Source organism: Paenibacillus oryzisoli (assembly GCF_001653565.1).
Classification (GTDB): Bacteria; Bacillota; Bacilli; order Paenibacillales; family NBRC-103111; genus Paenibacillus_E; species Paenibacillus_E oryzisoli.
The window spans coordinates 19303-39834 of record NZ_LYPB01000076.1 but is presented as its reverse complement, the minus strand read 5'-3'; the positions used below and the strand labels follow the sequence as shown (position 1 = coordinate 39834).

General features: G+C 44.1%; 19 protein-coding genes. 1 reads left to right on the top strand and 18 read right to left on the bottom strand.

All coding sequences use genetic code 11. The features are described 5' to 3' along the window. Positions 1-26: 26 nt before the first annotated feature. The 15 genes from A8708_RS21225 to A8708_RS21155 all read right to left on the bottom strand — a co-directional run bounded on the left by A8708_RS21225 (position 27) and on the right by A8708_RS21155 (position 16319). Positions 27-1982, bottom strand: coding sequence for an ABC-F family ATP-binding cassette domain-containing protein (locus tag A8708_RS21225; RefSeq protein WP_068667119.1), 1956 nt, complete (start codon positions 1980-1982; stop codon positions 27-29). Beyond that, positions 1979-3028: a M42 family metallopeptidase gene (locus tag A8708_RS21220; protein WP_239696785.1), complete on the bottom strand. Its 1050-nt coding sequence runs from the start codon at positions 3026-3028 to the stop codon at positions 1979-1981. Before A8708_RS21220 ends, A8708_RS21225 begins: the two co-directional genes overlap by 4 nt. A 153-nt stretch (positions 3029-3181) precedes the next feature. Continuing rightward, positions 3182-3472 (bottom strand): Dabb family protein, encoded by a 291-nt coding sequence (locus tag A8708_RS21215; RefSeq protein WP_068667117.1) that lies wholly within the window; start codon positions 3470-3472, stop codon positions 3182-3184. 25 nt (positions 3473-3497) lie between these two features. Continuing rightward, positions 3498-5054: an ABC-F family ATP-binding cassette domain-containing protein gene (locus A8708_RS21210; protein WP_068667115.1), complete on the bottom strand. Its 1557-nt coding sequence runs from the start codon at positions 5052-5054 to the stop codon at positions 3498-3500. A 106-nt stretch (positions 5055-5160) separates the two neighbouring features. Then, positions 5161-6666, bottom strand: coding sequence for a DUF6382 domain-containing protein (locus tag A8708_RS21205; RefSeq protein ID WP_068667113.1), 1506 nt, complete (start codon positions 6664-6666; stop codon positions 5161-5163). Between the two features lie 4 nt (positions 6667-6670). Beyond that, positions 6671-7231 carry an A24 family peptidase gene (locus tag A8708_RS21200; protein WP_082927683.1) on the bottom strand — a complete coding sequence of 187 codons (561 nt, stop codon included), beginning with the start codon at positions 7229-7231 and terminating at the stop codon, positions 6671-6673. Then, positions 7216-7881, bottom strand: coding sequence for a hypothetical protein (locus A8708_RS21195; protein WP_068667110.1), 666 nt, complete (start codon positions 7879-7881; stop codon positions 7216-7218). Before A8708_RS21195 ends, A8708_RS21200 begins: the two co-directional genes overlap by 16 nt. Positions 7882-7897: 16 nt before the next feature. After that, positions 7898-10156: a hypothetical protein gene (locus A8708_RS21190; protein ID WP_068667108.1), complete on the bottom strand. Its 2259-nt coding sequence runs from the start codon at positions 10154-10156 to the stop codon at positions 7898-7900. A 14-nt stretch (positions 10157-10170) separates the two neighbouring features. Then, positions 10171-11175, bottom strand: a complete 1005-nt coding sequence (locus A8708_RS21185) for a TadE family protein (RefSeq protein ID WP_068667106.1) — start codon at positions 11173-11175, stop codon at positions 10171-10173. Then, the gene (locus A8708_RS21180) at positions 11165-11392 is read right to left on the bottom strand and encodes a Flp1 family type IVb pilin (RefSeq protein ID WP_068667104.1); all 228 of its coding nucleotides are present in this window, start codon (positions 11390-11392) and stop codon (positions 11165-11167) included. The genes A8708_RS21185 and A8708_RS21180 overlap by 11 nt, the downstream gene beginning before the upstream one ends. Before the next feature lie 15 nt (positions 11393-11407). Next, a complete protein-coding gene (locus A8708_RS21175) occupies positions 11408-12256 on the bottom strand; it encodes a type II secretion protein F (RefSeq protein WP_204787607.1) in 849 nt (282 codons plus the stop codon). A gap of 22 nt (positions 12257-12278) precedes the next feature. Further along, complete coding sequence (locus A8708_RS21170) at positions 12279-12962, bottom strand: type II secretion system F family protein (RefSeq protein ID WP_239696784.1); 684 nt, start codon at positions 12960-12962, stop codon at positions 12279-12281. 191 nt (positions 12963-13153) lie between these two features. Continuing rightward, positions 13154-14413, bottom strand: a complete 1260-nt coding sequence (locus tag A8708_RS21165) for a CpaF family protein (protein ID WP_068667100.1) — start codon at positions 14411-14413, stop codon at positions 13154-13156. Beyond that, positions 14394-15530, bottom strand: coding sequence for a nucleotide-binding protein (locus tag A8708_RS21160; RefSeq protein WP_068667098.1), 1137 nt, complete (start codon positions 15528-15530; stop codon positions 14394-14396). Before A8708_RS21160 ends, A8708_RS21165 begins: the two co-directional genes overlap by 20 nt. 276 nt (positions 15531-15806) lie before the next feature. Next, positions 15807-16319, bottom strand: a complete 513-nt coding sequence (locus A8708_RS21155) for an acyl-CoA thioesterase (RefSeq protein WP_068667096.1) — start codon at positions 16317-16319, stop codon at positions 15807-15809. A 132-nt stretch (positions 16320-16451) separates the two neighbouring features. On the opposite strand from A8708_RS21155, the gene A8708_RS21150 reads away from it, so the two are divergent. After that, complete coding sequence (locus A8708_RS21150; protein WP_068667094.1) at positions 16452-16934, top strand: TspO/MBR family protein; 483 nt, start codon at positions 16452-16454, stop codon at positions 16932-16934. On the opposite strand, the gene A8708_RS21145 is transcribed toward A8708_RS21150, so the two are convergent. The 3 genes from A8708_RS21145 to A8708_RS21135 form a co-directional block, all read right to left on the bottom strand. Beyond that, positions 16918-18561, bottom strand: a complete 1644-nt coding sequence (locus tag A8708_RS21145) for a serine/threonine protein kinase (RefSeq protein ID WP_157264929.1) — start codon at positions 18559-18561, stop codon at positions 16918-16920. The two genes, A8708_RS21150 and A8708_RS21145, sit on opposite strands and share 17 nt — an antisense overlap. Positions 18562-18652: 91 nt before the next feature. Continuing rightward, positions 18653-19690, bottom strand: a complete 1038-nt coding sequence (locus tag A8708_RS21140) for an SAM-dependent methyltransferase (RefSeq protein WP_068667592.1) — start codon at positions 19688-19690, stop codon at positions 18653-18655. A 53-nt stretch (positions 19691-19743) separates the two neighbouring features. Continuing rightward, entirely contained in the window at positions 19744-20517 is a 774-nt protein-coding gene (locus A8708_RS21135; protein WP_068667591.1) for an ABC transporter ATP-binding protein, read from the bottom strand. Between the last annotated feature and the right edge of the window lie 15 nt (positions 20518-20532).

Genomic DNA, 20532 nt, shown 5'->3' with positions numbered 1-20532 from the left:
AAATTATTTTTATCTTATTTATACTATCATAACTTATTTTGTTCTATTTGTTCTACTAACTCGGATAAATAAGTCCATCTTTCCATGGCCGCTTCAAGCTCCGCGGTCGTTTGCTGCTCTTGTTCATACAAGTCACGAGCAAGATCAAAGTTGCTTCCTGAGGCTTCAATTTGCTTTTTCAAGCTTTCTGCTTTGTCCTCAAGGGCAGCAATTGTATTCTCAATTTCGTCCCATTCCTTCTGTTCTTTAAAAGAAAGCTTCTTCGGACGATTCGTGGCTGCACTTGAATTTGTACTGGAAGTCGTAGAAGCAGGACTGTTGCTAGTCGCCTTAGTGCTCGCTTGGCGTACGATTTCTTTGCGAGCTTGCTCCGCCTCTTCTTGTTCGCGTTTGTCTTCCAAATAATCGGAATACGTTCCTATGAAAGGCTCAATCCCACCGTTCCCGTCGAAAGCAAATAAATGTGTCACGGTTCGATCCAAGAAGTAGCGATCATGGGAAACAGTAATAACAGCACCAGAAAATTGATCTAGATAATCTTCCAGTATCGTCAAAGTTTGGATGTCCAAGTCATTGGTCGGCTCATCTAGTAGCAGAACATTCGGCTCGCCCATTAACGTACGTAACAAATACAGTCTACGACGTTCTCCACCCGAGAGTTTCCCGATTGGCGACCACTGCAAATTCGGAGAGAATAAGAAGCGCTCAAGCATCTGTGCGGCCGAAATGGTTTCACCATCCGACGTGCGAATCTGCTCTGCGGCCTCCTTGATATATTCAATTACACGCATCTTTTCGTCCATCTCGACGTTTTCTTGCGTGTAGTACGCAAGCTTCACAGTAGTACCTGTCTCGATCGTGCCGCTGTCGGGCTGTATACGCCCAGCGAGCATATTTAGCAGCGTGGACTTGCCGCTGCCGTTCGGACCGATGATGCCGAGACGATCCTTCGGCATCACAATGTAGCTGAAGCCGCTGAGCAGCTGCTTCCCGCTTGTGAAAGACTTGGAGATGTCGTCCAGCTCCATCACCTTTCGGCCAAGTCGGCTGCCAGCCAGCGCCATGTCCAGCTTGTCAGCGGGACCGTCTACCTTACGGTCCCTTAAATCCTCGGCGCGCTGAATACGCGCCTTCTGTTTCGTCGTGCGCGCCTTCGCGCCGCGACGGAGCCAAGCCAGTTCGCGGCGGAGAAGATTCTGCCGCTTGTCTTCACTAGCGGCTTCGGAATCCATCCGCTCCGCCTTCTTTTCGAGGAACCACTCGTAGTTCCCCTCATAGCTGTAGATCTTGCCCCGGTCCAGCTCCAGAATGCGGGTGGTGACCCGCTCTAGGAAGTACCGGTCATGGGTAACGAGCAGCAAGGCGCCGCGCCATTTGCTGAGGAATTCCTCGAGCCAGATGGCCGTCTCGTTATCAATATGGTTCGTCGGCTCGTCAAGGATGAGCAGATCGGCGGGCTGAATGAGCACGCGCGCCATGGCGACGCGTTTGCGCTGACCGCCGGACAGCTGGCCGACGGGCTTGTCGAACTCGCTGATGCCGAGCTTCATCAGCACGGTCTTGGCCAAGGTGCTGGCTTCCCAGGCACCTTGCTCATCCATGCTCGCCTGAGCGGAGAACAGGCGCGCTTGTTTCTTCTCGCTTCCGGAGTCCAGCTCTAACTCCGCAAGTGCCAGCTCATAGTCGCGCAGCGTCTTCATGAGCGGCGAATCACCGTGGAAGACTTGCTCAAGCACTGTGGAGTTCGGATCGAACTCCGGATTTTGCGGCAAGTATTCCACGCGGAAATGGTTCGCGTGCACGAGCTTGCCGCGATCCGGGGTTTCCAGACCCGCCAGCATCTTCAGTAGCGTGGACTTGCCTGTTCCGTTCACGCCGATGAGGCCAATGCGTTGCTTCTCGTTCAGTGTGAACGAGATATCATCGAAGATCACTTTGTCTCCGTAGGTTTTTGTAATGTCGACTGCGCTTAGAATATTCATCCTTGCACCGGCTCCTGGATGTACGCCGCAAGAAGGGCTGCTGTGTTCACTACAGCATCCATATGCGTGCGCTCCATGCTATGTGACGCATGAACTCCTGGCCCGATTAGCGCCGCGCGAATATCGCGGCCGCCTCTAAGCGCTGCGGAAGCATCCGATCCGTAGCGCGGATAAATGTCCACCGCAAAGCCGATTTCCAGCTTCTCGGCATGCTCAATCATTTTAGACGTCATGGCATAGTCGTAAGGTCCTGATGAATCTTTCGCACAAATGGAAACATCACGTTCGGTACCACTCAAGTCATCCCCCAGCGCACCCATATCTACGGCGATGAAATCTGTAATATCATCTGGAATAAAAGATGAACCATGACCAACTTCTTCATAATTCGAGAAGAACAACTTGAACGTATAGTGAGGCTGAAGCCCTTCTTCTTTGATTAGTTTGAGCAAGCCAAATAGGGAGGCTACACTCGCTTTATCATCCAAATGGCGAGACTTCACATAGCCATTATCCTTCACCTGAACACGTGGATCGAAAGAAATAAAATCACCGACACGGATGCCGAGTGCTTCCACATCTTTTTTGGAATTCACGAGCTCGTCAATCCGAACTTCCATATTCGCTTCATCGCGCTTGTACTCTCTCGCGTCTTCGTATACATGTACAGATGGCCTTGATGTAAGAATCGTACCATCATAAACACGCTCATCGCGGGTATGTACTTGTACGTACTCATTCTCGATTGCGCCCATCATAAATCCGCCAAGCGACGTAATCTTCAGCTTACCATTCTCTTTAATAGAACGTACCATTGCACCGAGTGTGTCTACGTGCGCAGAAATCCCGATTACACGATCTGAACTCACGCCTGGAACGGTCACGATACCGCAGCCTTTATTCGTATAAGAAAGCTCGAAGCCTAGCTTATTCACTTCTAGCTTTACTTTTTGCATAATGTGATGGGTATACCCTGTCGGACTAGGAGTCCGCAGCAGCATTTCTAGAACTTCTGTCATGTAAGCTCTATTTAATTTGGACTTCACTTGGATTCCTCTCCCATGTCTATGTCATTTCGCATCTGCGCTAAACACACAAAAAACAGTGCAGCCTCAGAACATTGGCAAGTCCCTGACAATGTCAAGAACGAGCCTCTTCTAAGGATACTACACTGTTCTCCTATGTTTTTCAAACATGGGTTAGCTTACAAAATCAACACAGATGGACGTACCATCAAGAACTGTTTTCATATGAGCTTTAACTTGTTCGTGCACAGGGTGCGTATCGTAAGTCTTCAAATCGTCTAGGGAATCAAATTTCGTAATGAGTGCGATATCGTAAGAACGCTCAAGGTGTAAGATGTCAGTCCCAACCTCGATGTGCCTTAATACCGGAATTTTACCTTCCATGTTCGTAAGAACGGCTTTGGTTACTTCAATGGCTTCTGGACTACGATCTTTGAGCTTAAAAAACACAACATGCGTTAACATCGTTATCTCCTCCGATTTGATTAGATTAATTGGTGACCTTGGCAGACCATTCTTCAACATCCCACACGCGGGTTACCCAGCCTTCATAGAACTCCGGCTCATGGCAAACAAGGAGGACAGTTCCCTTGTACTCTTTCAGAGCACGCTGAAGTTCTTCTTTGGCTACGACGTCCAAATGGTTCGTCGGCTCATCGAATAACAACCAGTTGCTTTCCAGCATAAGCAGCTTGCACAAACGAACTTTCGCTTGTTCTCCACCGCTTAACATGCTCATCGCTCGTGTGATATGCTCATTCTTAAGCCCAACGCGCGCAAGCGCTCCACGAACTTCATTCTGAGTCATGGAAGAGAAAGAATTCCATACATCATCAATCGGAGTCATGCTTGGCGCTTTGACCTCTTGTTCAAAGTACGCAGGGTTCAAATAATCGCCGCGATACGTTTTACCACTGAATGGCTCAATTTTTCCAAGAATTGTTTTCAATAAGGTGGATTTACCAACCCCGTTGCAGCCGACGATCGCAATTTTCTCACCACGTTCAATCGTAACGTTCATCCTTGGAAGTAAAGCACGATCATAGCCGATTTCCAAATCCTGCGCTTCAAATACGATTCTACCACTGGAACGCGATTCTTTGAATACAAATGTAGGCTTCATTGCCGTTTCAGGGCGCTCAATCCGATCAATCCGATCAAGCTGTTTCTCTCGGCTCTTCGCACGAGTTGAAGTTGAAGCTCGCGCTTTGTTACGTGCGATGAAATCTTCTTGTTTCTTGATATACTCCTGTTGTTTCTCATAGGCGTCGATATGTTGCGCTTTGTTCATCTCAGCCATATCTAGAAATTTCTCATAATTTGCCGTATAGCGTGTCAACTTGGAAAACTCCAAATGATAGACAACATTGACGACTTCATTCATGAATTCTGTATCATGTGAGATCAGCATGAACGCATACGGATAATCCTTCAAGTACATTTTCAACCATTCAATGTGTTCTACATCCAGGTAGTTGGTAGGCTCATCGAGCAATAGAACAGTTGGCTTTTCCAACAAGAGTTTAGCTAGAAGTACTTTCGTTCTTTGTCCACCACTAAGCGAAGTTACATCTCGATCTAATCCAATCGCATTCAAGCCAAGACCATTTCCCATTTCTTCGATCTTCACATCAAGCAGATAGAAATCACCGATCTCCAAACGTTCTTGAATTTCACCCATTTCCTCAAGAAGCAATTCAAGCTCCTCAGGCGTGGCATCTCCCATTTTGTCGGTGATAGCCATCATTCTTTTTTCCTCTTCATACAGGGGAAGGAACGCATCACGCAAAATATCACGGATTGTTCTACCCGCTGCCAACACAGAATGTTGGTCTAAATAGCCATAATGGACTCTCGGGGTCCATTCTACTTTACCTGTATCCTTCAAAAGTTTGCCAGTTAATATATTCATCAACGTGGATTTACCCACGCCATTTGCTCCTACAATCCCAACGCGTTCACCAGCAAGCAGGCGGAAGGATACATTCTTGAACAAAGTACGATCCCCAAAGCTGTGGCTTAAATCTTCAATTGTTAAAAGACTCATTTTGTAAAACCAAACCCCTGTCTAGTTCTGAGATAATCACGTGATGGACACGTGACTTCTTATTATACCACTGCTCACGGCAGACAGGAAGTAGAAACTATTTGTATTAGAGCCGAAAAATCAATTCTTGTCGTATAATTCGCACAATATCTCCATCTTTTAACGAATATCCTTGATAGGTGACGAGGGGGAAATCATTCAAAAACGTTCCGTTCGTAGAGCCTGCATCTCGAAGTTGAAAACCGTTGCTAGTTTGGACTATTTCCGCATGGATCCTGGAAACACCAATATCATCGACGACATAATCAACTTTACTGCTTGAATCTCCTCTGCCGATCGTAAAAACATCACTGTTAATAGGAACAGTTCGGCTATCGCCTTCTCCTTGACTTTCCAAACGAGGGCCGAGTGGATCTTGCTTCGGAATTTTTCCAAGTAGCACTGTAGCATTTGAAAGCGATGGGCTAAGTAAGGTTGTTTGCATGGACAGTTTTTGATAGTAGTGTTGCATGTCCTGTGGACTCGGGGCACTTGCAACGTTATCCGTTGTGACTTCATGAGCGGGATTGGTTGTGTTTGGATTGATAGATGACTTTTGCCGCGTTTGATTACTTTGATTAATAAATTCTGGTCGCCCTAAGAAGAGAAGTACGAAGCCTGCATCCCCCAACAACAGTGTTAGGCCAGCCATGATTTGCAGCGTGCTTGCCTTAGGGTGTTCCCAATAATATTGCCATAGAAAAGCAAGTAAAATAAAGAGGAGCGCGATTGCCATCCATCGCCCACGTTGCTGAAGGGGAACGAAGGAAAATGGAAATAAACTTACATTGGCAGTTGATGAGGGATTGTTCTCTTGTCCATTCAATTGAGTGGGATCATGTTTAGCCAACTTGGGATTCTCCGATTTGGGCAGAATAGGTATAGCCTCATCTTGTTTCCAATGTGCTTTGGGTAGGCCTTGTTCTGTTTGTTCTATTAGTGTTGCTTCGACCGGTTGGGATTGCACTGTATGCCTTGCTACTTGTGTTAGAATCGACTCATCCATAAGCTTTATAAACGCTTCCTTATATGACTGAAAGCTTTTTCTATTTAAATGAATGGGCATCCACTTAAGCAGTTGATCCTGTTCCTCTTCTCCAAGGTATACGATAAGTTTATGGAGAAGTGCGTCTAAAGCTGAATAGCACTCATCGACATCATGTTCGATATGTATGGGCGCATACGTTAGGTAAACATCCGACCAATCTTGCCCTATGAATATAAAATTATCCTTCAGTACAAAATTCATTTCACACAGCATATAATTCTTGCTCTCGTCCAATGTACAAACAATGGCGTAAATCAACTTGGCAAGGAACTGTATTGAGAAATTTTCTACTTTCATAACATGTGACAGCATTCGCTTGGAAGACAACCTATATAGAAGTCGTATGTTCGAATCAACCTCATGAATGTCGAGCGGCAACAGTCTCGGAACTTGATTGGCTTCTAGCATGCGCACCTGTAAGTTGGAAAGCTCGCTGGTTGCTAAACCACCTTCCTTATACAGTTCCATGAGATGTCCATGTCGATACACAAATTCATAACGAAGACCGAATACTTCTTGCGTCATATCATCACCTCATTCCTACCAAAGAATAGTAAATCGTAATGGATACCGCTGGTAAAACTGCGTACATAAATGGGAATTTAATGTTTTTTTGCTGCTTTAGTTCAAACAAAGCTTCAACCTTTCGCAACGCTACTATTGTGAATAGCCAACCTGATAGCTTACGACTCGTTGCTCTTATTTTTCTTTGAACAGATAGAAGGAATAGTCCGATTAATCCTGCCCACAAAATTGCATAAACAAGTGTTTGTATAACAAACATTGCACCCATAATTGCCCCGATAGCACCGAAAAGTTTGACATCTCCAGCTCCCAAAGCACCAATTACATACAACACAAATACGAGTAGAAAGCCTACGCCAGCACCAAGCATGGAAAATAAGAACCCGTTCCACCCTTCAGACCACACGTGGAACATAACTCCGAATACTGCTCCACACATGGTCAATTTGTTGGGTAACTTGGAAAAGCGCACATCTAAAGCAAATGCAACGGCAATAAAAATAATGAAAGAACCAAGACACACAAAAATAATGTTACCCTCCCTACCGATTAAGCTCCCACCCAAGCCCGCTCATAAGCCCTTTTCTTCAAAATAATCGTTTCGCTCATAAATGGAATGGGCAATTTATAGATGAGTTGTGCCTCAATCCCCACAAATGCCTCCCCATCCAGTTGCAAACTTGGTAATGTTACTGCAATGACTTTAAAGTTCCTTTTATCAACACGCTTATCATCACAAAATGCAAACACAATTGGTGTAAAAACTGCCAGCATTCGCGGTTTAACCTGCGTTTGATAAAAATCACTCAACTCATCTTGTGCCACGTCTTCGCCAAGCTCCCTTTTCTCTTTCTCCCAGCGTACGAGTTCCAACAGTTGGTCTGGAATATACGCCTGATACTCATCAGCCAAATTCTCTGTACTGGTCACGTGATCCCTGGCTGATTGAACACCATTCACGACAGCATTAAGCATCTCTGCAGCACGACTTTGATCATATTTCGATTGGACCTCTTGGACGACGATCCGCACGGGATATAGTTGACCCGCGATCGACTTCGTCGCCTCAGAAACGCCAGACTGCAAAGCCATCTCAACCAACGCAATTTGAATGATTAGAACCAATCCTACGATGAAAGCAAGAAACAAAGGTAGAATAAGTGATGCTTCAAGGACAATTCCACCTTCTTGCTCCCTGTGCAATTTATGAAGCAAATTGACGCCTCCTTCTTCAGTACGAAACGACCGCCGCTCGATTCATTTGGCAATGTGTTCCGACAACTTTACACCCCAGAAGTCCCGTCCCGTCCAATAACCTCATAACTTGAGGAATAAACCAAAGCCTGATCTCACTCGTTGCATTCGCTTGGATATAGGAGGTTGCTTGATTGAGATCAATACCAGTCTCTAACTCCAGTAGAGCTTGCATTCGGGACATCAGTTTGGAATTGTTGCTGTGCAGCATTAAAAATAGACGGAGATAGTCTTTATAGGTCAACTTAAGTGCAGATGTGGAGAGCTTTGACGATAACTCAACAGCATCCCCTTTCACCAATGCATTCATATCAACGAGTGCCTCTGCTGCACCTTGAGCTGCTGCAGCCAGAAAAACCAGCAGAGGGGATCCTATTTGAAGAAGTTCCTTCTTGGGATCTAATAGCGCTTCAACTGTACGAATCGCTAGACGCAATGAAAACATTTCTGCATAAGCTGAGGCCATATTAGCTGCACAAGAGGAGAAGCCGTACAGCAGATACTCAACCTCTTGATTTACTAAAGAGTGAGTCCCAGGATCGACTAACTCATTCGATAATTTGGGATTCCCGTTGAGATCTTTCTCTAATCCATACGTACGATAATTAAACTTTGTTAGGGCATATTCATTTACGTATAGTTCATCTCGGAGAATCTCCGCCGCGTTGTTTAATACGCCTAGCATATCCATTGCCCGCAAACTAGCAGGCTCTGCTTTTTCAATGTCGTAGGCCACATCGTTCCCGATCATTGTATCCTGCGCATTCACTTGTCGATACCTCTGATAATAACCGGATTCTCCTTGGAGTTTACGATAAGCCACAGAATCACCAGAATGCGTATTCGATACGGGACAACCACCTATTGCTTGCTTTGCTTGATCCATAATGGCTTGAATTTTGTTCTTTTGTGCCTGTTTATTCGCCGTTGTTGCTTCATTTGTTGTCATTCTAGATTTCTCTAGCGGACTTTGTTTGGCATGGAAATCATTTGACACTTCCAAATAGTTGTCGTTGGCTTGATTGACCTTACTGGTATGCACAGACGTATACAACATAACGCCATCAACGGCAGATCGGAATGAGGAAAACAATGAGGCGATGCCCGCAATTGACGTTTGATATTGGTAAAAATAGTCATCCCCCATGAGCGAGACGTGCTGAAACACATCCGATGCAGCTGAATTCGCTTGCGTTGAAGAACCCGAAACTCCTGTCAGCTTCATGCGTATCTCGTCATTTTTTTGCTTGGCTTGCCGCAAGGTTGGCTCAATCTCTTGCTGTAGTTGGAGAATCGTTCTTTCATTCACTGCCACCTCAAGTTTCGTGGAGATGACGAGAGCTGTATAAGTCAGTATTTTCTGCACTAAAGCTTCAAGCTCACTTAGCTTTTGTGACAACAATCTGGCCTGTTCCTCAAGCCTGCTTTTGGCTTCAGCTAGGGATCGGATACTTGCTGCTGCCTCAGGACCTGCTTGTACAAGCGAAGCTAATGAAAGATCCATATTTCTTATGCTCGTTGTAAGTGAACGCAAATTCTCTTCAACTTGACTGATTTCGCTGCGCACTCCGTCAACCGTATGAATGCCGATTTCACCAGCAAATTTGTCTAATTCAGCAACTCTAGTTCTATAATATCCATGAAATTCTGTAGTTCTGCCATGAAGCTCTTCCGCGCGCTGCCAAGCTTCATCTAGTAAACTTTCCCGTTGTCCAATCAACTTTTCAATCGCGTCTGCATCTTTAACAAATTGGGAACTGGTATGAAATGGTTCTCGGACTCCACTCTTTTGAAATTTATCAACAATTTCGAGTGTGAATTCAATTGGTGCTTTGAGTTTCATATCCTCTAAGAGTTGCTCCTCAAAAATGACATGACTAGCAAGCGTATAAACTGGTGTAACACGCAACGCTCCATCCACTGCTTTGGTATTAATAAATTTAAAAGTATTCGCCGAGACCCCACTCGATACATTCCGAGCAAAAACATCGTTAAGTAATTTTTCTGACGCCTCCTGAGAGAGACCCATACCATAAAGACCTCGCTTCTGCAACTCAGGATTAAAAGAGGACATGACGGATCGCGCCGATGCTTGTATGGCAGATTCCGTTTCTTTCTCTGCAACTTTAATTCTGGCAAAATCTATAAGTACTGCTTGAAATAAAAAAATCGGCACAATGATCAGGATCAAATACACAGATACTGTGCCGTTTTCTGTTCGTAAGAATCTTTTCAATGGCTCCCCTCTTTCTAATTATGAATAACAACTACAATCCCTTTACGTTCGAGTTCTTTGCGAAATGAAACTGTAGGCATCCCTTTGCCGCTAGCATCCTTCTTAAAAAAATGCCAAACAATGCCTTTCACCGTAGGATCATGCTGGAGAAGTTCAACATCCTTCGGCAGTTGTTCAGTGCGAAGCTGAGCTTCCGTCATACTATAAAAGGCTTGATGACCAATGCCTCTTGCGTCTAACGCATCAATTGTCCTACTTTTACCTGATGGAGTCGTCCGAATAACCTCTGTCCCTCCCACAAGTGATCTCAAGTATGTTGATGCCTGACGCTCAGATTGAATCTTGACACTAGGACCAGACAAGTCCGTTTTAACCGGATCTACGAGTGCTGCTTTCGCTTTTCCTGGAGAAATCCTTCCAATTAAAGTTGGCAGATAAGTTCGTGTTAAATCTGTTGTTCTAATCAGCTCTATCGAATCAACTACGTGGACGACAGCTGATCTTTCTGTTTGCGTTGCACGCATCCAGCGACTAAGAAATGTTGGCATGACAAACGACTTCTTCACAGTCACCTCAATACGATGATCTAATAAATAATTCTTGTATGAGGCAGTTCCAGTAACGCCTTTGGGAAATAATACCGAAGCTTTGGCCAGTTTTCGCTGCACTAAGCCGTTGACTTGATTGGTAGGGAGTGAAATGCTCCCCCCTGAACTTCCATGTAATAAGCCAAATAAGTCACTTACATTATCTTGTGTCAATCGCCAATACAAACCATCCGTTTCCTGCGGATTATAACTTCCCGTATTGATATCTTTATGGCTGTTCGTCCAGGTAAAGGCTAATTTTTCTGCAGCAGAGCGAGCTAATTGTCCTACATAAACATGCTGATAGGCAAACATGCCTACAAATAATAATATCACTGTGCAAATGAGTATCGCTGGAAAAACAAGCGATGCTTCTACTGTAAAAGTGCCCAAATCATCGAGAATGAACCGACGAAGTCGATTATGGCGCACAACTTGTGGTCGGGCTAGGCGCACAAGGTGCAACCGCACTATTATCTTTCAAGTCGGAATTCGCATCACCAATCAGCTTCTGGAACCAAGAGACAATCCATTTTCTGAAAATAATTGCTATCGCAACCAATACCGCAACAATCAATAAAATTTCTAACGTGCCTAACCCGTCTTCCTCTTTCCACACACGCTTAAATATATCTAGTCTACTTCTCATTTCAACATCCCTCTCCTATTGATTCATCATGAGTAACGCTGGTGCAGCAACAATCACCATCACCACAACAAAAATTAACACCATAGGGAAAACTAACTTTGAAGATGCTTCCTCCCCAAGCGTTCGCGATACGCTCTTCCTCCTTTGCCATAACTCCAGCGAGAGTGAATGCAGCGAAACGACAAAATCATTACCGCCTCTTCTATAATTCAAGCCTAACGTTGAGGCAAATAATGACACTTCATGTAACGCGCAGCGCTTGCTGAAATCTTCTAATACTTTCGTAAAAGAGATGTTCATCTCCAGTTCATGCACAGCAACAAGTAGCTCTTTGAACAGTGGAGAATCCGACAAATTAGGCTTTGCTTGAACACATCGGATCCAAGCTCGATTGACCGTCTCTCCAGCATTCACCAACAGCACGATTGTGCTTAGGAATTCAGGCAGTTCAAGGATCATCCTTTGCTGCTTTTTACGTATTTTAGTATCCAAATCACGAACCATCACCACAGGAATCCCGATCGCTGCAACTGCACCAAGAGCAAGTAACGAACTATCTTTACCTGCTAGAATGGCAAGAACTGTAGCGACGAATAGGCATATCATACAGGCAGATATAAGTTCAGCAATAAACCATTTACTGCCTTGCGAAGATACACTTCGCCCATACAAGGACATACACTTATGATGAATTCTCGAAGTGAAATCAGGGAATTTCTCTAACAACTGGAACTTATCTATCACGTAACAGCTTGCAGGCAATAAAATTTTCATCCGAAATGGATACGGTTGTAATTGAAGCTGTTCCCCGTATTTCCTATGCCCCATCACTTGTATGGTCAAACCAAACACAATTTGCGCCATGCCAAAAAACCATATCCACATCCTACACCTTAATATTCATTATTTTTTGAGTGAGTACATAACAAGCGCCAAGTAATGACAAACAGACCGTCATAATGAGAATCCCGCTCCCACGATAAAGTGGAACCATATAATCAGGCGAGGAAAAGGCCAATACAGCAACAATCAGGATGGGTGCAACAACAAGAACTCTCGATTCGAAACGCTTCTGAGCCACCATGACTGAAATTTCTTGGGTTATTTCTAACTTATCTGCAATGACCGTTGCTGTACGCTTCATGACCTCAACTAAATTACCTCCCGTGCGCTTGCAGGTTAGAAATACATCAGAAAAGCTCTGAATATCTTCCAAATGACTGCGATCAGCAAAATGTTTAAGGGCTGATTCAATCGGTTCACCATTTTCAACCTTTCGGCAAATCAAACCAAACTCCACGACGATCAAACAAGCGGGGTCTGGGTACAATAGTTTCAAATCTTCCCATGCTTCTCGGAATGCCGATTCAATGGATTTCCCCACTGTCATTGAGGAAGAAAGACAGCTAAGTGCCTGCTTAAATTGCACATAAAGCATATTTTTACGTTTTTGGACTAAATGCTGCCGACGAAAGCGAGGAAATAGAAAACCTATAGATGCCAAGACAGCTGCGAGGATAACATTTTGATAGAAAATATAACCTATCAGGAAAGCCGGAAGAGCAAGCATGAGTATAGCTGCTACTCTCTGCTTGGAGGATAATTGATAATGATTATAATCGATGTAGACAACTGGAAGGATAGGCGATGACTTGTGTGATGAGGAGTTCTCACTTTGCTTACGAGGGAATTTCCTTCTTTCAAGGTAAAGCAGCAGGAGCCAACTTAAGCCACCTATGAAGACGAGCAGCATCCACACACTCAACCTGCATCACCTGCCTCGTGACGGACAAACCAACTCGGAAGCTGCTTGCCTGCCATTTGGAGCTTGTGCATATTGGCAATTGACTGGCCCGTATAACGGAGCGTTCCAAGCAGTTTACCTTCAGGCGACTCGCCACTCTCCTCGAAGAGAAACAGCGGTTGCAGTTGGACTTCACCATCCTTCATCCCAATGACTTGGTGAATCTCAGTCACTTTGCGTGATCGATCCCGCATCCGCGATACATGTACAATGACATCAAGAGCTGAGGCAATCTGCTTACGGATAACTTCAATAGGGAGCGGAGCCGCACTGAGTACCATCGTTTCCAATCTGCTGAGCATGTCCTGTGAGGTATTCGCGTGGCCGGTACTTAAGCTGCCATCATGCCCCGTATTCATTGCTGCCAGCATATCTAACGCTTCAGCACCACGCACCTCTCCAACAATAATGCGATTAGGACGCATCCGTAGCGAAGAACGAATCAATTCTCGCATTGTGATCTCGCCTTTGCCTTCCGTATTGACATTTCTCGTCTCCATGCGGACTAAATTCGGTACGGTTTGGATCTGTAGCTCCGCTGAATCTTCGATCGTAATGACACGTTCATGCCCAGGAATCCACGCACTCAAAGCATTGAGAAAGGTTGTTTTACCTGAGCCTGTTCCTCCACCTATGAATAGATTGAAACCTGCCTCAACCATGATCCGAAGCATTTCCGCCGCTTCAATAGAAATGCTATTCATACGTATCAAATCTGACATTTGAAGTGGTTTAGCAGGAAATTTACGAATGGTTAGCGTTGGACCACTGAGAGAGGCAGGTGGAAGCACGATACTTACACGGGAACCGTCTTTCAAGCGAGCGTCCACAATAGGTGTGGCTTGATTGACAATTCGATTCACTTTGGAGACAATCATTTGAATTAAATCTTCCAGCTTCTCGGCGCTTTCAATTTCATAAGGGTATCGCTCAACGGCACCCATCCGTTCAAAGAAAATACACGTATGTCCATTTACCATAATTTCTGTGACTGTTGGATCGTCGATCAGCGGTTGGAGAATATCCAAGCCTCGAAAGGTATCGAAAATACGCTTAACGCCGATATGAATTTCATTTGAAGTCCAACTTAGCACACTCGCCGTGCGAAAGATGGTTTCTTCGATATGCCCCAATAACTGTGCATCACTAAGCTCATGTGTGAGATCGAGATTTTCCTTGATCTCTCTCTTTAATTCGTTAAACAGCTCTGGATTCAAGATACAATTGAGCTCCTTCCTTGGAAATACCCCCAGTCACCTTACACACAGCTTGGAGCATGAGATAGACTTGTTCTGAAAATATCTCAGATTGCCAAACTTGTTCTGCCGAACTCATCATTTTCCATTCAGGAATATAAGGAAGCTTGAAGGTCAATTCTTTGCCAAGAAAATCAATGGAATTGGTTGGTGTCCCCTGCCCTCTATAGCTCGTCATGACAAAATGTATGTCGGAGAGCGCGCTCATTTGTTTTAACAACGACTTGGTTCTAAAAGCGTCATTCCAATCATCTTGGATAAGCCAAATAATCGCATCGCTCTGTTCCAAACTCTTAATGATTCTGGGATGAATAGACGTTTCAAGATCAACGATAAGGGTATCGTAGAGTGATAAATCAACGATTGCAGCTAGGAGTTTCTTCACTTGCTCACCACTCATTTCTTGCATCTCTCGCATTTGCTCAAGTGGTGTTAAATAATCAAACCCTCGAGTAGGATCATGCGATTTGAGTAGCGCTAACTTCGGTCCGATTAACTCCGATGATTCCTTCAAATAATAGAGGAGCTGTGATAATCGTCCCGATTCCCCCTGCAACCATTGTGAAGCTGGGCTAGTGGATTCCAAACTTAGATACAGTACACGTTCGCCACGAAAAGCCAACTGTTTCGCCATATGAATTGCTGTGATCGATTTACCTGCATTGCCACTACTACTGTAAACCGATATTACACGTGTGCGATTGGATCGTGACCAGCCAGAGATGGACGGAGATTTGTCCGAATATAAAACTTCAATATGTAAGATTAACTCATGCAGCGGCTGAAAGCGGAATAAAAAAGGATGGACTGTTTCTAGTGAATCGGAGTTCCGAATAAGTTGACTCAAAAATATTTTTTTTAATGAAGTTCGATACTGCTGCAATAACGGGTAAAAAGCTTCCGAAATCAATAGCACTCCCTTGAGATTCGGGTCCTTTACAACCTGCAAGAGAAGTTCCATCTGTGAGAAAAGTTTAACTTGCACGCGTTCAGCGAATTCCGTCCCCCGAATGAATACCGCTAATCGTTCAGCATAAACCATGTCGTCATCTAAGACATACAATTCAAGTTTGTTCATCTCCATATCTCCCTCTCACAAATATTCACAAACTTTCGCTATCCAGCGAAATTCGCGTACACACCATTGCCAATAAGTACACAACCCATAACAGCGAGTACGATTGCTATTCGGGTTATTGTTCCACCCTTCATACTTTACCTCCTATCCTCCTCGGAAAAACAAAAAAAAGCACGCGCTGATGATAGAGATAAAACTCTACGATCAGCGGTGCTTCCGCTTGTCCGATTTTCAATTATTCAAATTGTACCACATTTTCCCAATAAATCAATACCTTTATTCCCAAGGATATTTCATTGTGAAGAAACTAGCGAGCTTCTTACTCTCTACACGTCGTATACGTCTCATCTCAGCTCGATGTGGTGCAGATTCGTGAAGCTTCTTCTCTTCTTCTGTTTCAGGAATGACATCTGGCACTTCCACAGGCACTTTATTTTCATCTAAAGCAACAAAAGTTAGAAAGGATGTCGCTGCAATTTTTCTAGAACCAGATTTCAAATCCTCTGTTACAACCTTAACGAAAACTTCCATCGAGCTTTTACCTGTCCACGTCACTAAAGATTCTAAACAGACAGAATCCGAAGTATGAATCGGCGACAAAAAGTCAACAGAATCCGTAGAGGCCGTCACAACAGATCTTCGACAATGCTTATGCGCGGCTATTGAGGCAATATCATCAATATAAGACATCAGTTTTCCACCAAAAAGCGTATTATGATTATTTACATCCGTTGGAAATATGCGTGATGTTTTGAAACATCTCGATTCTCTGGAATATCGCTGTTCCATATCTGTTCCCCCTATTTATCTCATGCAAAATATGACTCATCATATCATACTTTTGGCTGGATTTGGTTATAACTTATGCCAAGCGTGTAATATAGTAATACAAGCCCATATATCTATAGGAGGTGTTTGTATATGTTTACGTTTATCACAGTGTTCTTGATTACCTATGCGCTCTTTTCAATTTCAGGCGTATTATTCCCAACAGATCTGAGTTATTATGCCACTCTAAAGAAACCAAGCTGGAATCCACCAGCTAAGCTATTCGGAATCGTCTGGGCGATCTTATATGCGTTAATTTCAGCATCTGTCGCCATTGTCTACACCAAAACCGATGGATTTCAAGAAGCAACCTACGGCTATGTATTGATATTATTGATTAATTACTTGGCTAACCAAGCATTCACCTTTTTCGAATTTAAATTAAAGAACCTGCGTCTTGCTTTCATTGATTCCGCTATTGTGGCTATATCCACCTTTTTGTTGATTTGCGCAACCATTCCGTATTCCAAACTTGCTGCTTGGCTATTGGTCCCTTACTTATTATGGTCATGTTTCGCTACTCTGCTAGCTTGGACGATTTATCAGTTAAATAAAAATACTAACCGCGCTTATTAAATCGAGAAAATAGCGACTTTCTGGGATGTAGAGTGAATTGATTGAGGTTTTCTTCCGGGAGAATCTTGCTAAGCAATGGTTTCAATGCTTCATAAAACCCCTCCAAATACAGTGGTTGATCTTGAATGCATTCCCCCTTCCACACCGCTTGCACGACCTCGGATCTTGCTATTAGGGGCATAGTACACAAAGGTTTTGCCGGGAGCGAGTCTAGCCACTCTCCATGAAGGTGCGGAGGTAACAAACCATTAGCGATGTAGTGCACTCTCTTCCCTCGCTGCTGGTAGGAAGCGAACTTCTCTATTCGTTGACGCGAGCGAGGGCGATCACATTTGCCAGGCGAACTATCTACAATGACGATTATTTCATCCGCACTATAACAAAGCTCCTCTACTGTAGGATGCTCCCACTGCGTCGATACGTCCCATAGGATGATCGGCTTTTTGAGCATATGCAGAAGCTTGAACGCATGAGAAGCCTGCCATGTACCTTGAAAACCATCAGGATTAATAGGTGCCCAAGTGGTGAAACCGTTGAGCCATGGTGAAGTGTAAGTTGAAGAGGGGTTACATAAGTGATCGGAAGGAAACATATACGGGCTTGGTGCATGTCGATCGCCATACAATAACATATATAAATCAGGCTCTATTGTCGGCTGTTCAACTAGCGCATTGGGAATTTGAAGCGCATGCAGTATTCTGGCTAGCGTAATCGCAGTGAAAGTTGCACCAACACCTGCGAATAACCCGCCAATGACAATTAATTTATCACTTATATTTGACTGTTGTGCGGTGGTTTGGATTTGTGAATCGGTAACGTGCAGATCGGCTTCTGGGGTTAAAGAACGAAGTCTTAGCTTTACTTCCATGGCGGTTTGACAGCGGTTCTGAGGTTGATCTTGCAGAAGAAAATGAATCGTTGTACGCAAAGTTTCTGGTATCTCATCCCGCCTCAGTTCCAGAGGCTTGGCCTTGCTATAGACATAGTGACCACCAGACAATAAATAATATAACATAGAGCCGAGTGTATACAGGTCTGTTCGAGCATCTGTTTGCTGTCCTAGGTATTGTTCAGGTGCAGCGAAACCAATTGTGCCCATCTGCATCGTATCGGAAGATTGCCCTTGTTTAAACTGTCTGGCTACGCCAAAATCAATTAATCGGACTTGATGATGTTGGTTAATCATGACGTTGGAAGGCTTAAGATCACGGTAAATGATAGGTCGGGGCTGAAATGTGTGCAGGTAGTGGAAAATATCAAGTAACTGAAAGGCAATTTGAACGATTAGTGTCACAGGTAGTTCACGATGGTTCTTTTCAAATAAATCCTGTAGTGTTGGACCTTCGATATAGTCCATGACTAGGTAGCCTTTTCCATCTTCAGTTATAAAATAATCTACTAACTGAGGGAGTTGCGCATGCCCGAGTTTGGCTAGCATTTCCGCTTCTTCTACGAATGCTGTCTCATCGGAATCTACGCACATAACCTCTTTCACTGCCCAACGCTTACCCTTTAACTTCTTATCCCTCGCAAGATATACCTGACTCATGCCGCCTTGTCCGAGCATAGATACAAGTTCGTATCTCCCTCCTACAATTGAGCCTTGCCACTGTGGTTTAGACTTCACAATAAATAAAAAACCCCCTCTTCCATCTAAGCAGTAATGCTTAAGATTATAAGGGAGGGGGATTGGAAAATCTAGCTATTTTCTCGTATTTTTATATCTTCTGCAAATAAAGTGTCAATTCTTCCCGATTATGAAATAACTGTTTCGCCTTCAACAGGAAGAGTGAGTCTTCAAAAATGCGAAGAATTTCACGAACCGTTTGAAACGGTTTCTTATGCATGAGCTTTACGGTCACGATCGCGGTTCCGCCACTTTGCAGGGAGAACAGTAAATCCGATACAAGACGGCCCATCTGCCGCGGATCCCAGCTCATGTCACAGACTAGTAAATCAAACTCATTTTCACGTAGTTTCACATCGTTCGCATTTTTCTTCAGGAATGTCAACAATGGATTGCCAAGTAGACGGGGATTCATCGCCGCTGGGTCAATCGCTGTCACTTTCAATCCACGCTCAAGCAATAACGACGTCCATCCACCAGGCGCTGCTCCAATATCAATCGCTTTCCGAGCGACGCTGAAATCAATACCGAACCTTTGCTCAGCTTCCAAGAGTTTAAATTTGGCACGTGAGATTTGATCTTCTTCTTTCATGAAACGAATCGCTCCACCAGACCAATCTGATAAGTTGTCAGTTGGCTTCGAAATGCCAATGTAGAGCTTCTTGGCGCTTATGTAAACCGAAATAATATGGTCTGCATAGCGGACCACAGGTTCCCCTCCACATTCCGAAGTTAGAATTTCGTCAATGGCTGCTTTAATTGCAAATGGTGCGTAAGGCACATCTGCCCGCTCTTCCTTTCGAATTTGCGTAGCAATCTTCTCGCCGTAACTAAACAATCCAGCAGCATACGCTTCACGAGTCCAAGATGCCAAATGGGCAATATCAGCATCTGTGCGACTAAGCTCCCATTCCTGATGAACGGGTTGTACATGTCGCAGAAAAATAGGTTCGTTCTCATGAATGGTTGAAATAACATCCGTCGTATCTTCAGGTACCTGAAAATAAAACACTTCTGTTGGTACCAATAATGTAAATTTCGTAAGTGGAAATAACTTACGCAGTTCGTCCTGCGCATATTGGGCGAACCCATGATTCGAGGTTCCAATATAGGTCGTTAATTGTGTCATAGCCGCATCCTTTGAGTATTCTACAGTCGTTTTCGCTATCTTACAAAACAATTTTATTTGTCCTCAATTACCTTGATCCAAGGGCGATCTTGGAACCATTCCAAAGTGACATGTATACCGAAAGCCTTATATATATTCTCAGGTGTCAAGACATCTTCCTTGCGTCCAGTGGCAATTAATTCACCTTGTTCGATTATTGCAACATGCGTAAATAATGGCATGATTTCTTCGATGTGATGAGTGACATAAACGACCGTTACATTTTGTTGACTAAGCTCATTAACGTCAGCTAAGAAGCGCTCACGCTCAAACAAATCCAAGCCGGCCGCAGGCTCATCCATAACGAGGATCGCTGGCTTACTCATCAAGGATCTTGCAAGCATTACCTTCTTACGTTCGCCTTGCGAAAGGCTCCCCAAAGGTTGGTCTGCCAGATGCGGGATACGCACACGAGTAAGCATATCCATCGCTCTGTCTTTCACTTCTTGAGGAATTTCTTGATAGAATCGCAAATAAGCGTATTCACCAGTTGCAACAACTTCCAGCACTGGATCAATTCCATTTAATTTTTCAAAGAGAGATTGAGAAATATAACCAATCTTCTTACGAACTTCCCGTACATCACATTGACCGTACCGATTCCCGAGCACATCGACAGTGCCACGACTTGGAAATTCATAACCATTCATCATTTCAAGCAGCGTTGTTTTACCAGAGCCATTACGACCTAGCAATACCCAGTGTTCACCGGATTCGATATGTACATTCACTTCGTTTAAAATATGGCGTTCTCCACGTATAAAATGAATACCGGATAAATAAATCATAAGTTCGTTTCCTTT